Here is a 12,223-nt window from a genome sequence, read left to right as displayed (position 1 = left end):
AGCCGAGTTTTCGTCCCGGCCCCGAAACGTCTGCCGAACGGAGGGTACCCGCGCCGGCGGGTAAGACATTCGGGGCGCTTTTCTGCCTTTGGGTGCGAGGGTGGCCGATACGCACGCATCTGCTGCGTTGCTCCCGCGCCTCGTCATTCCGACGTAGCTGCCGCTACGCCTCATTCCTCGGCGCGTGAGGCGCCTTGCATCTGCACACGTCTCGACCACCTTCAACGGTAGTGCTGGGGGCGGCCGAGACGCACCCGTCTGCTGCGTTATGCTCACTCTTCGCTCCTCGATGTAGCTGCCGCTACACCTGCGGGTTCATCGTTCGCAAGCCTTGCATCCGAATACGTCTCGGCCGCCTTCAACGGTAGCGCTGAGGACGGTCGATATCCGCCTATCTGCTGCGTTGCCCTCGGGGCTCTTAATCCTCGACGTAGCTGCCGCTACGCCTGTGGTTTCAGTCCTCGTGTGCCTTGCATCTAACGACATTTGAGCTGCCCCGGACCATTCTGCAGGTTCGGGGCGGTTCTGTTTTGGCTTTGTGACAAAACATGCGTCTATTTTCTACAAGTCGCCAAATTAGTCGAAAAAACGAATAATATTTATAAAAGTCGCATTATATGACGACTAATGCGATTGCCTTCCATAATCGTATTTCGTAAAAAGCGACGATATGTGCTATATTTCTCGTAAAACTCGTCAAGAGAGGCGATATATCATGAACAATATGATGAATGACAGGGCGATATTGCAGGAAGTCGGCCGGCGTCTGAACCGTTGCCGTATCGACCAGGGCCTTACCCAGGCGCGGCTGGCCAGCGAGGCCGGGGTGGCGAAACGCACCGTTGAACGGATCGAGGCCGGCGAGTCGGCCCAGACCTCCAACCTGGTCCGTATATTGCGGGTGCTGGGTCTTCTCGATGCCTTCGTAGCGGCGCTTCCGGAGAGCGGGCCGCGGCCGATGGAGTTGCTCAGGCTGCATGGCAAGGAGCGCCGCCGGGCGTCCTCGAAGCGGTCGCGGGATTCCGGTGACAGCTGGCAGTGGGGGGACGGGGAATGAGTACCGTTGCCGAGGTCAGGTTGTGGGGGAGGACGATCGGTGCCGTTGCCGTCAACGAGGGCTCTCAGGTCGCGGCGTTTGAATACGATCCTGCCTTCATCCGCAGCGGCATCGAGGTCTCGCCACTTACCATGCCCCTGTCCCGGCGTGTCTATTCCTTCCCCGGTCTCGGCCGGGAAGCCTTTCGCGGACTGCCGGGCCTGCTGGCCGATTCGCTGCCCGACCGGTTCGGGAATGCCCTGATCGATGCCTGGCTGGCGACGCAGGGCCGTTCCCCGGAGAGTTTCAACGCCGTCGAACGCCTGTGCTATATCGGCATGCGCGGCATGGGGGCACTTGAGTATGCTCCGGCCATCGGGCCGAAGGCCCGGAAAGCGGTCCGCATCGAGATCGACCGGCTGGTTGAACTGGCCTCCGAGGTGCTGACCCGGCGCAACGCCCTGCACGCCTCTTTTGCCGGCGTCGACCGGCGGGCGAAGGCCCTGCGTGACATCCTGCGGGTTGGAACCTCGGCCGGCGGCGCTCGGGCCAAGGCGGTCATCGCCTGGAACCCGGCAACCAACGAGGTTCGTTCCGGCCAGGTGAAGGCTGATCCCGGATTCGAGCACTGGCTGCTCAAGTTTGACGGGGTGACGGGAAACCGGGACCGGGAACTGGAGGATCCGAAGGGTTACGGGGTCATCGAGTATGCCTACTACCGGATGGCGACAGATGCCGGGATCGCCATGAGCGAATGCCGGTTGCTTGAGGAGAACGGCCGTCGGCATTTCATGACCCGCCGTTTTGATCGGCCCGGAGGCGGAGGGAAACTCCATATGCAGTCGCTTGGCGCCCTGGCGCACTTCGATTACAACCTGGCCGGAGCCTATGGTTATGAACAGGCGTTGCAGGTGATTCGTCGGCTGGATCTGTCGATGGACGCTGTCGAGGAGATGTTCAGGCGAATGGTTTTCAATATCCTCGCCCGCAACCAGGATGATCATGTGAAAAATATCGCCTTCTTGATGGATCGAAGCGGCAACTGGTCGCTGGCTCCGGCGTTTGACCTGACCTACAGCTTTCAGCCGACCGGCAAGTGGACATCCAGTCACCAGATGACTCTCAATGGCAAACGGGACGGTTTTACCCTTGACGATTTTCGGGCCTGCGCCGGGGCGGCGGCAATGAAACGCGGACGGGCGGAGAGCATCATCGGGCAGGTGCGCAACGTTGTGTCCCGCTGGACGGACTACGCCGAGGAGGCAGGGGTTGAGTCTGGATGGAGGGACAGGATCGCCAGGGGCCTGAGGGTCTAGGCAGCAGGGAGGGCGGCGGCCGATATCCGCACATCTGCTGCGTTGCCCGCGCCTTCAGTCGCTGCGACGTAGCCAGGGACTACGACTCACTCCTTCAGTTGCGAGACGCCTTGCATCCGGGCCCGTCTCGACCGCCTTCAACGGTAGTGTTGGGGGGCGGCCATCGACTTTCTTGATCCGAAAGACTACGTCACGGGGCAGCCGGTCCTCTCGAAGTGTTACCGTGTTCGCAACAATCTCCTGGGGGTTCCCGGCTTTTGTCCCGTCATCTGCCGGACACAACGCCTGGAGGCCTTCATGGAAGCCGGGCTGGACGATCAGGTGAGACAGACAATCGGTCGAACGGAAGGTCATCTGGTGGCTCGGGCGGCAAGCTTCCTGCTTCTGGCAGACAGCCGGGCAAGCTTTGCCATTGAGGGTGAGTGCCCGCCGCGCTCGCGTCTTGAACGCAGGGGCCGGGCAGTGGTGCAGCAAATTGTTCAAGACGCATTTGAAGGCTTTTCTGAGAACTCTTTACCGTCCAACTGAAACGCAACGACATATAAAGGCTACTTTGCAAGAAAAACGTATTCATCCATACTATGATTCCTGTTCTTCATGGATCAACCTCTGTTCGGGGGCGCTTGCGGTCCTGTTGCTTCCGGGCCTGATCGGGGGCAAGGAGTTCTGCGAACTCTGACCTGATTCAGCTCTGAGCCGGGCTGTTGTTTCCGGCTTTTGCGTGTTTTTTTGTTGACAAGCCGTTTTTCGGGAAAGAAGATGTCTTATCTCTCATTTTAATGAGAGATTTTTTGTTGGAGGTGGCAAGTTGCGTTCTGTCACACGTTGAATCCCGGCCTGTCAGTCAACCCTCCCCTCTCGTCATGTTTTTCAGCGGACTTCCGTTTCAGTTGGAAACGTTTGTCCGGTCTGCTTGCCAAGGAGGTGATTCATGCGGTTTTCTTTGTATTTTCTTGCGTGTCTTCTGTTGTTTCTGGCTGGCTGCGGCGGTTCCGGTGGGGATTCAACCCCGGTGACGCAGCAACCCGTTACCCGGAAACTCAACGACACCGGAATTGTCCTGTTCGCAGACAGCACCAGCAATTCTCTGACCAGCGAACCCGCTGGTTTTGAAGGTCAGGATGCCTCATACGGTCGTGACGCCCAGGCCGCCGCAGGAACCTTGACCAAAATTGGTGGCGGCCGGGCTGGTTTCGATTTCACCAAACTCGGCAGTGATGGGGCGCCGCTGGCGGATCAGTCGGCTGATTACGCCACCTCTCCCTGGGACTGTGTGCGTGACAATGTCACCGGTCTGACCTGGGAGGTCAAGGCCAATGATGGTGGCCTGCGTGACTTGTACAATCTCTATACCTGGTACAATACCGACCCGGCGACCAATGGCGGCAGTGCCGGTGATCAGAACGGCGGCCGATGCAATGGCGGTATCGATTGCGACACCCGGGCCTTTGTCACTGCGGTCAATGCGGTCGGTCTGTGCGGCTACAATGACTGGCGGCTGCCGCAGATGGAAGAATTACGATCTGTCGTTGATTATTCCGTAGCTGGTTCCCTGATTATCGATACCGCTTACTTTCCCAACGCGACGCAGAATTTATTCTGGTCGGCTTCGCCCGTTGCGGGCGTTACCGACAACGCGTGGGGCGTCAATTTCTACTATGGCTATGGCGTCATCGACTATAAGAGCGGCTACGGCGGCGTTCGGCTCGTGCGCGGCGGACAGTAATTTGACCTTTTGGCCTTTTTTCAAGGGTTGAATCATGTCCCGCTATGAACAGTTGCCGATCTGGTGTGACGCTGTGCGTCTGATGACGGTACTTGAGTAAGCGGTGCGCGGGTTTCCGCGTTATCACAAAGTATGCTCTGGGTACCAACCTGCGTCGCCAGGCGATGACTTACCTATATGTAAAGGAGCAGTCAGTGAAACGGATTATTTTGACTCTTGTGTTGTGTTTGTTGCCACTCGCCCATGTTTATGCCCAAACCTGCCAGACCGCCAGTATCACGGCATCAACGCCCACCAGCCGCTTTACGGACAATGGCGACGGGACACTGGTTGACAGCGTCACCGAGCTGATGTGGAAAAAATGTACCGAAGGGCAGAGCTATAATGCCACCACCTTCGGCTGTGATGGCTCCGCCGTAAATTACACCTGGCAAGGGGCCCTGCAGCAGACCTCGGCGGTCAACAACGGAGGAGGCTTCGCCGGCCACGTTGACTGGCGCCTGCCCAATATCAAGGAACTGAACTCCATCGTCGAGCGCCAATGTGTCGATCCGGTCATCAATCTGGATATCTTCCCGGCAACACCCTCCTCGTTTTTCTGGTCGGCTTCGCCTTCTGCGGGCGATACCGGCGCGTGGTTCGTCGATTTCTACAATGGCTTTGACAGCATCGACATTAAGAGCAACGAATACGGCGTTCGGCTCGTGCGCGGCGGACAGTGATTTGACCTTTTGGTGTTTTTTATTTCGCCCTGTAATTCATAAATTCAGCTTACGCGAACAAATTCGTCTTATGCCCCGCAGCTTCGGTTGCGGGGCTTTTTGTGTTGTGCGCCAGGCATGGCGCGTAGCGCCTTGACTGGTGTTAGCTCCCACACTGGAAGAAAATTCCGAGAGGAACAGGGGGACAATATAGAATGTTCCCCGATTCCCGCCCAGGCCACAGCCGGCATGTCCGGGTTGCGGCCCTTTTTTCTGGAGCCGGTTTGACCCCCGCAACAGCGGGGTCTATACTCAAATTAGATGCAGCGGAATCAAGCAGGCATCTCCACAACGCTTTTCACGGAGGCGGGACGCTGCCTCCTTCTTCGCCCTGGATGACTCACCCTCCTGGTCTCCAGGGTGTTTTTTGTCTCTTCTCACTGATTCAGGTTTCAGCCCGAGCCCTGTTCCCCCAGTTGCCAGAAGGCCTTGACCGCCGGGCGGCGGAGATTTTTGCGGCTGGTGCAGAGTCCGACGATGTAGGGTTCGAGTCGGGGGGCATCTTCCAGGATGCGCATCTCGTCGCGGAAGGGACTGCGTTCCAGCACCAGTTGCGGGACGACGCCGACCCCGACGCCGAGCCGGACCATGGCGATGATCGCCTCGTTGCCGGAGACTTCGGAGCTGATGTTCGGACGCAGTTGCTGTTCTTTGAACCACTGGTCGAGGCGCCGCCGTGACTGGCCGCCGCGTGGCACCACCAGCGGGGTGTCCGCCATTCTGAAAGACGGGATGTCATTCGGGGCGCCGTTGCCGGTTTTGACGGCCGGGGCGATGAAGATCAGCGGTGTGGTGGCGATCGGCAGGAATTCGATCCGGGGGCCGAGGCGGTCCGGCAGGGCGGCGACGGCCACGTCGATCTGGCCGCTCTGCAGTTGCGGCAGGGCCTGCTCGGCGGCCCCGGTACGCAGTTCGAGATGCACTTCGGGATAGGCCTGGCGATAAGCCTCCAGCAGATCCGGCAGTAGGCTGTAGACGGCGGTGATCGAGGCGTAGAGTGAGAGACTGCCCGAAACTTCATCACTGGTCCGCAGGCTGTCCCGGAAGCTGTACCAGTCGCTGACAGCCTTGCGGGCATAGTCGCGAAATCGCTCTCCGGTTGCGGACAGGGCAACGCTGCGGTTATCGCGAAGAAACAGGGTCTGTCCGAGTTGGGTCTCCAGCCGCTGAATGGTACGTGTCAGCGCCGAGGGGCTGAGGTTGCAGGCCTGGCTGGCGCGGCCGAAGTGCAACTGTTCGGCGACGCTGAGAAAGATTTCCAGTTCGTTGATATCCATGATCATTTCAATATTGCATATTTAGCAACACAATATCCACAATAAATCAATTTACGCAACAATGCGCATCCTTTAAAGTGCGTTATGATTGCATCCCGGATCAGACCACACAATTCCGCTGACCTCTAAAGGAGAGAGAATCATGGCTCAGAATTATTTCAGTTCGTTGCCGTTCCGCCGCCAAATGCAGGAGCTGGGCACCTGTCGTTTCATGGAAGCTGCTGAGTTCGCCAACGGCTGCGAGTACGTCAAGGGCAAGAAGATCGTCATCGTCGGCTGCGGCGCCCAGGGTCTCAACCAGGGGCTCAACATGCGTGACAGCGGGCTCGATGTCGCCTACACCCTGCGTCAGGGCGCCATCGACGAAAAGCGCCAGTCCTGGCGCAACGCCACCGAGAACGGTTTCAAGGTCGGTTCCTACGAGGAGATGCTGCCGACCGCTGACATCGTCATGAACCTCGCTCCCGACAAGCAGCACAGCAACGTGGTGGAAACCGTGGTGCCGCTGATGAAGCAGGGCGCGGTCTTCTCCTATGCCCACGGTTTCAACATCGTCGAAGAAGGCACCGAGATCCGCAAGGATCTGACCGTCATCATGGTCGCTCCCAAGTGCCCCGGCACCGAGGTGCGCGAGGAGTACAAGCGCGGCTTCGGGGTGCCGACCCTGATCGCCGTACACGGTGAGAACGACCCCAACGGTGACGGCCTGGAGATCGCCAAGGCGCTTGCCTCGGCCCAGGGCGGTGACCGCGCCGGGGTGCTCGAATCCTCCTTCGTCGCCGAGGTCAAGTCCGACCTGATGGGTGAGCAGACCATTCTCTGCGGTATGCTGCAGGCCGGTTCGCTGCTCTGCTTCGACAAGATGGTCGCCGGCGGCATCGAGGCCGGCTACGCCGCCGGGCTGATCCAGTACGGCTGGGAGACCATCACCGAGGCGCTCAAGCACGGCGGCATCACCAATATGATGGATCGTCTCGCCAATCCCGCCAAGCTGGTCGCCTACAAGCTGGCCGAAGAGCTGAAGGAGATCCTGCGTCCGCTCTTCATCAAGCACATGGACGACATCCTCTCCGGCGAGTTCTCCCGGACCATGATGGAGGACTGGGCCAATGATGACGCCAAGCTGCTCGGTTGGCGCGAGGAGACTTCGAAGACCGCCTTCGAGATCACCGAGTCCGCCAGCGGGATCACCGAGCAGGAATACTTCGACCACGGCATCCTGATGGTCGCCATGGTCAAGGCCGGGGTCGAACTCGCCTTCGAGACCATGGTCGAGTCGGGGATTGAGCCGGAGTCGGCCTACTACGAGTCGCTGCACGAGACGCCGCTGATCGCCAACACCATCGCCCGCAAGAAGCTCTACGAGATGAACCGCATCATCTCCGATACTGCCGAGTACGGCTGCTACCTCTTCTCCCATGCCTGCGTGCCGCTGTTGCAGGACTTCATGGCCAAAGTCGGCACCGACGTGATCGGCAAGGGACTGGATGTCAAGGACAACCAGGTCGATAACCAGACCCTGGTCGCCGTCAACGAAGCGATTCGTTGTCACCTTGTCGAGGAGGTCGGTGAGGAACTGCGTGCGGCGATGGAAGGGATGAAGCCGATCCTCTGACCTGTTCCATCAGCCAGTTGACCGAAAAATGACCGGACGACCCCTGTGGTCGTCCGGTCATTTTTTTGTCCATCTCCCCCGGAGGCGGTTCAGGGAGCCGCAAGCCGGTCGGCCAGGGTGCCGACCGCCACGGCAAAGGCGTTGGAACGGTTCCATCTGCGCAGTACGCGGAAATTGTCGTAAACCAGGTAGGCCGGGCCCTTGGGACCGTCGGGGAGAATCAGCGAGGCTTCAATCTCGCGGCGGGGCAGGGTGCGGCCGTTGCTGCGCCGTACGCCGAGGGCCTGCCAGCGGGAGAGGGGCAGGCGGGTTTCCAGTCCAACAACGGAAAAGTCGAACCCCTTCGGCAGCTTCACTTCACGGCCCCAGGTCTGGTCGTCCTTCCAACCGGAGCGTGACAGGTAGTTGGCGATGGAACCGAGCACGTCGGGGATTGAACCCCAGATGTCAATGCGGCCACTGTGGTCGGCGTCGACGGCGAAGTCACGGAACGCGGAGGGCATGAACTGGCATTGCCCCATCGCCCCGGCCCAGGAGCCCTTCATGCGTGCCAGGCGAACCTGCCCGGCGTCGAGAATCCTCAGCGCCTCGATCAGTTCGCCGCGGAAATAGTCGGAACGGCGGCTGTCGTAGGCCAGGGTGACCAGGGAGCGGATCACGGGGAAATTGCCGCTGTTCTCGCCATAGCCGGTTTCAATGCCCCAGAGGGCGAGGATGAAGCGTCGCTGAACGCCGTAACGCTGCTCGACACGGCCGAGCCAGGTCGGATAGCGCCGCAGCATGGTTCGACCGTTGGCGACCCGTCGGTCGTTGATACGGTTCGCGACATAGGCCTTGAGCGATTGTTTGAACTCGGGCTGGTTGCGGTCAAGCCTGATGACCTGGTTGCGCGGCGTCCAGACTGTCGCCAGGGCCTTGTCAATGGTCTGCTGCGATATCCCCGCCGTCCGGGCCTCTGCGCGCAATTCAGCCAGCCAGGTCCGGAAGGTGCGGTTCTTTTCCGCCGCTCCGGCGGGAGTCGCCAGTGCGAAGATGCAGCTTATCAGTAGCAGATGAACGAACATCTGCATGGCGAATTCCCTGTCATGGGTTGTCGGGGTTGATTCTGTCGGCCTGTTCGGTAAACTCTGACGTCAGACCACGACCCCGCGGATCTTGTCGCTGACCTCCTGGCGCAGGGTTCGTTCGACGAAAGTCAGCGTACCGGCCAGGCTGCCGGCGCAGCCTTTGCAGGAGCCCTGGTAGGCGAGGTGGACCAGCACGGTGCCGTCCTCGCCCGGGGTGACGTCCTCCAGTTCGATACCGCCGCCGTCGCGGGCCAGTGCCGGGCGGATATGTTGGTCGAGGGCTGCTTCAATGGCCTTGATCTGCTTGACCACGGAGAGCTTGGTGAAGTCGGACGGGACCTGGTCAGGATTGCGTTCGCGTTCGATCTCGGCCCGCACCCGGGCGAGAATGTCGACCAGGTAGTGTTCGCGCTTTTCGTGGCCGCCGGGATGGATGCAGGATTTGCAGAAGGCGCCGGCTTTGGTGTAGTCGGTGATTTCCTCGACCGTTTTCAGGTCGTTGATGCGGATCGCGTCTTCGACCGTCTGCAGAGTGACGCGGGCACATTCGCAGACAATATCGGCTTCGGCCAGGGTAGCGATATCGACCCCGCGGTAGATCGAGGTGGCGCGTTTAATGACCTCGTAGGCCATGACGCTGCAGTGCATCTTCTGCGGCGGCACCGCGGCCTGGTCCTTTTCGTCGCGCAGGGCGTGCTCGACGTCGAGGTTGGTAATTTTCGCCGCTTCGTCGACGGTCTTGCCGATGCACATTTCGGCCATCATGTCGGTGGCGGCGATGGCGGTCCCGCAGCCGAAGGATTTGAAGGTCGCTTTCTTGATAATGTCAGTTTCCGGATCGACGATCCAGAAGAGGCGCACCGTGTCACCGCAGGATTCGGCCCCCTCGTCGGCAATCACCAGTCTGCCGCCGAGTTGTTTGGCATCGTCTTCGGTGAGGACGCCGAAGTGGCGCGGATTGTTCATGCGGTCGGCAACCTTGTTCGAATACTGTTCCCAGAGTTCGCCGCCGATCAGGTCACTTTTGCCCATGGTTGTTGCTCCTGTTCAGTTCTTTGGTAAATCTTTCGGGCCGCCGGGGAAATATCCAACCAACTGGCGGCTAATGGCTGACGGCCAAAGGCAAAAGGGAAAAAACCGACTAAAACCTTTGGCCCTTCGCCCTTGGCCGATCTTCTTTGTTTAATACGACGTCGACAGCTGCCGCAGCCGCATCACCGCCTTGCTGATGGTGTAGATCGTGAAATCGATCTCCTGCTCGGTGGTGAAGCGCGACAGGGACAGGCGCACGCCGGTGTGGGCCAGTTCCTTGTCGGCGCCGATGGCGGTCAGAATCGGGCTCGCTTCCAGGGATTCCGAGGCGCAGGCGCTGCCGGTCGAGGCGGCGATGCCGTTCTGGTTCAGATCCCAGATCAGTGCTTCCCCCTCGACGCCGCGGATACTGACGTAAACGGTATTGGGGGTGCGCAGCTCGCGTTTGCCGACCACCAGCACGTCATCTATCTTCAGCAGGGCATCTTCCAGCTTGTCACGCAGACGCCGGACTTCGGTCTGTTCGAACGCCAGGTGCTGGTTGGCCAGTTCCATCGCCTTGCCCATCGCCACCATCCCCGGGACATCAACGGTGCCGGCGCGGCGGCCGCCCATCTGCTCACCGCCGTGCAGCAGCGGCGGCAGGCTGACCCCGTTGCGGATATAGAGCCCGCCGACCCCCTTGGGACCGTGAAACTTGTGGGCGCTGAAGGTGAGGAAATCGACCGGGACCTCCTGCACATCAACCTTGATCTTGCCGATCGCCTGCACCGCGTCGGTATGCAGGTAGACGCCACGTTCCCGGCAGACCTCAGCGATCTCCTTGATGGGCAGGATCAGGCCGGTCTCATTGTTGGCCCACATCACCGACACCAGCGCGGTCTGGTCGGTGATCGCTTCCCGGACCGCCTCGGCGGTGATCATGCCGTCATGGTCCGGGGCGAGGTAGGTGACCTTGACGCCGTGGGTTTCAAGGTAACGGCAGGATTCGCGGATGCAGGGGTGTTCGAGCTGGGTGGTGATGATATGTTTCTTGCGCGTGTCCTTCAGCAGGTTGAAATAGAAACCGAGGATGACAGTGTTGTTGCCCTCGGTGGCGCAGGAATTGATGACGATATCATCTTCGTCGGCAGCGTTGATTCCGGTATAGAGCTGTTCCATGGCCTGGTGCAGGTAGGGGCGCACCTCGATGCCGAAGGAATGAAGCGAGTTCGGGTTGCCGTACATGTGACAGTAGAAAGGTTCCATGGCGTCGCGCACTGCCGGGTCGACGATGGTGGTGGCATTGTTGTCAAGGTAGATTCGTTCCATGTTCGATCCTGATGGGTTGATGGGCGATTCCCGCTTCGTGACAAAGCGTTCGATGGCGGACTCCGGCATCGACATTTGCGAACATAAACGAAAAAATGGCCGGCGTCAATAAATCTGACAAAAATTGTCGGGCATTTGCCCGGAGACGGGGATCAACAAGTGGAGGGAAGGTGGATAGAACGGTCAACGCAATGGATCAAGGAGATGTTCCAGTCCGTTGATTTTGAGTTCGTAGACGGCCTGCAGCTGGGTGCCGAGTTTTCCGGGTGGAAATCCTTTTCCGGCGAACCAGACGAGGTAGGGTTCCGGCAGGTCGAGCAGCCGCTGTCCGGCATGTTTGCCGAAGGGCATGCGTGCCGCCGCCAGTTCCAGAAGCTGCCGGTGATCAATGGTTGGAATGTCCATGGGGCAGGCGGAAAAAAGGTCAGGTGGAGGTGTTGCCCAGGCGTTTGAGGTTCTCTTCTTCCATCGCAACCAGTTCGGCGAAACTGTACCGGGCCAGGGTCTGCATCAGTTCTTCACGGATGTTGCGCCAGGCGCCGTGCATCGGGCAGAAGACATCCCGTTCGCAGATGCCTGCTTCGGCAATGCAGTGGTTGAGGTAGAGGGGGCCCTCTTCAGCTTTGACGACATCCAGCAGAGTGACCTCTTCGGGATCCTTGATCAGGAAGAATCCGCCGCCGACGCCCCGCTGCGAACCGACCACCCCGTCCTTGATCAGCGGCTGCAGGATCTTGGTCAGAAATGCCGGGGTAATGTCCTGGCTGGCGCAGATGTCCTTCTTCAGAACGATCTGTCCCTTCGGCTGTTTGGCCAGGTAGAGCAGCGCGCGAATGGCATATTCTGTAGCTCGGGTGATCAGCACATCGGCCTCCTGAAAAAAGCAGATTAAAACGACAATTACGGTTATGAATACTTTTTATATCTGTTTTTGTCAATAACCCGGCTCCGGTTTTGTGAGTCCCGTCGGGAGTCGAGGTGTTGCGAGTTTCTTGACAGTTGTCTGAGTCGCGGGCATGTTCAGGGAGCGAGGTGCGAGGTGCGAGGTGCGAGGTGCGAGGTGCGAGGTGCGAGGTGCGAGG

The 12,223-nt window shown here is 59.6% G+C and carries 12 protein-coding genes; 6 read left to right on the top strand and 6 right to left on the bottom strand.

From position 1 onward, the window contains the following. The first annotated feature begins 715 nt into the window (after positions 1-715). The 5 genes from B5V00_RS16355 (at position 716) to B5V00_RS16335 (ending at position 4,800) form a co-directional block, all read left to right on the top strand. Positions 716-1,057: a helix-turn-helix domain-containing protein gene (locus B5V00_RS16355; RefSeq protein WP_085011880.1), complete on the top strand. Its 342-nt coding sequence runs from the start codon at positions 716-718 to the stop codon at positions 1,055-1,057. Continuing rightward, positions 1,054-2,352, top strand: coding sequence for a type II toxin-antitoxin system HipA family toxin (locus B5V00_RS16350; RefSeq protein WP_085011879.1), 1,299 nt, complete (start codon positions 1,054-1,056; stop codon positions 2,350-2,352). The genes B5V00_RS16355 and B5V00_RS16350 overlap by 4 nt, the downstream gene beginning before the upstream one ends. A 297-nt stretch (positions 2,353-2,649) precedes the next feature. Further along, positions 2,650-2,880: a hypothetical protein gene (locus B5V00_RS16345; RefSeq protein ID WP_085011878.1), complete on the top strand. Its 231-nt coding sequence runs from the start codon at positions 2,650-2,652 to the stop codon at positions 2,878-2,880. A gap of 403 nt (positions 2,881-3,283) precedes the next feature. After that, entirely contained in the window at positions 3,284-4,078 is a 795-nt protein-coding gene (locus tag B5V00_RS16340) for an Lcl C-terminal domain-containing protein (protein WP_085011877.1), read from the top strand. 194 nt (positions 4,079-4,272) lie between these two features. After that, on the top strand, positions 4,273-4,800 hold the full coding sequence (locus tag B5V00_RS16335) for an Lcl C-terminal domain-containing protein (RefSeq protein ID WP_172399790.1): 528 nt from the start codon (positions 4,273-4,275) through the stop codon (positions 4,798-4,800). A gap of 431 nt (positions 4,801-5,231) precedes the next feature. Here B5V00_RS16335 and ilvY read toward each other — a convergent pair whose 3' ends face one another. Then, positions 5,232-6,116 carry an HTH-type transcriptional activator IlvY gene (gene ilvY / locus B5V00_RS16330; protein WP_085011881.1) on the bottom strand — a complete coding sequence of 295 codons (885 nt, stop codon included), beginning with the start codon at positions 6,114-6,116 and terminating at the stop codon, positions 5,232-5,234. Between the two features lie 142 nt (positions 6,117-6,258). On the opposite strand from ilvY, the gene ilvC reads away from it, so the two are divergent. Continuing rightward, positions 6,259-7,731: a ketol-acid reductoisomerase gene (gene ilvC / locus B5V00_RS16325; RefSeq protein ID WP_085011875.1), complete on the top strand. Its 1,473-nt coding sequence runs from the start codon at positions 6,259-6,261 to the stop codon at positions 7,729-7,731. Between the two features lie 89 nt (positions 7,732-7,820). Here ilvC and B5V00_RS16320 read toward each other — a convergent pair whose 3' ends face one another. The 5 genes from B5V00_RS16320 to B5V00_RS16300 all read right to left on the bottom strand — a co-directional run bounded on the left by B5V00_RS16320 (position 7,821) and on the right by B5V00_RS16300 (position 12,006). Next, positions 7,821-8,801, bottom strand: a complete 981-nt coding sequence (locus B5V00_RS16320) for a lytic murein transglycosylase (RefSeq protein WP_085011874.1) — start codon at positions 8,799-8,801, stop codon at positions 7,821-7,823. A 63-nt stretch (positions 8,802-8,864) separates the two neighbouring features. After that, entirely contained in the window at positions 8,865-9,830 is a 966-nt protein-coding gene (locus B5V00_RS16315; RefSeq protein ID WP_085011873.1) for an iron-sulfur cluster assembly scaffold protein, read from the bottom strand. 150 nt (positions 9,831-9,980) lie between these two features. Beyond that, on the bottom strand, positions 9,981-11,141 hold the full coding sequence (locus B5V00_RS16310) for a NifS family cysteine desulfurase (protein ID WP_085011872.1): 1,161 nt from the start codon (positions 11,139-11,141) through the stop codon (positions 9,981-9,983). 183 nt (positions 11,142-11,324) lie between these two features. After that, positions 11,325-11,546, bottom strand: coding sequence for a DUF3820 family protein (locus B5V00_RS16305; protein WP_085011871.1), 222 nt, complete (start codon positions 11,544-11,546; stop codon positions 11,325-11,327). A gap of 19 nt (positions 11,547-11,565) precedes the next feature. Next, positions 11,566-12,006, bottom strand: coding sequence for an RrF2 family transcriptional regulator (locus B5V00_RS16300; RefSeq protein WP_085011870.1), 441 nt, complete (start codon positions 12,004-12,006; stop codon positions 11,566-11,568). Positions 12,007-12,223: the final 217 nt, after the last annotated feature.

It is taken from the genome of Geothermobacter hydrogeniphilus, assembly GCF_002093115.1.
In the GTDB taxonomy this organism is placed as follows: Bacteria; Desulfobacterota; Desulfuromonadia; order Desulfuromonadales; family Geothermobacteraceae; genus Geothermobacter_A; species Geothermobacter_A hydrogeniphilus.
This window is presented reverse-complemented; position numbering and strand designations above follow the sequence as displayed.

Coding starts and splice junctions, on each gene's coding strand:
- ilvY (WP_085011881.1), bottom strand. CDS start 6,116: ATGGATATCAACGAACTGGAAATCTTTCTCAGCGTCGCCGAACAGTTG.
- B5V00_RS16315 (WP_085011873.1), bottom strand. CDS start 9,830: ATGGGCAAAAGTGACCTGATCGGCGGCGAACTCTGGGAACAGTATTCG.
- B5V00_RS16305 (WP_085011871.1), bottom strand. CDS start 11,546: ATGGACATTCCAACCATTGATCACCGGCAGCTTCTGGAACTGGCGGCG.
- B5V00_RS16340 (WP_085011877.1), top strand. CDS start 3,284: ATGCGGTTTTCTTTGTATTTTCTTGCGTGTCTTCTGTTGTTTCTGGCT.
- B5V00_RS16355 (WP_085011880.1), top strand. CDS start 716: ATGAACAATATGATGAATGACAGGGCGATATTGCAGGAAGTCGGCCGG.
- ilvC (WP_085011875.1), top strand. CDS start 6,259: ATGGCTCAGAATTATTTCAGTTCGTTGCCGTTCCGCCGCCAAATGCAG.
- B5V00_RS16350 (WP_085011879.1), top strand. CDS start 1,054: ATGAGTACCGTTGCCGAGGTCAGGTTGTGGGGGAGGACGATCGGTGCC.
- B5V00_RS16320 (WP_085011874.1), bottom strand. CDS start 8,801: ATGCAGATGTTCGTTCATCTGCTACTGATAAGCTGCATCTTCGCACTG.
- B5V00_RS16345 (WP_085011878.1), top strand. CDS start 2,650: ATGGAAGCCGGGCTGGACGATCAGGTGAGACAGACAATCGGTCGAACG.
- B5V00_RS16310 (WP_085011872.1), bottom strand. CDS start 11,141: ATGGAACGAATCTACCTTGACAACAATGCCACCACCATCGTCGACCCG.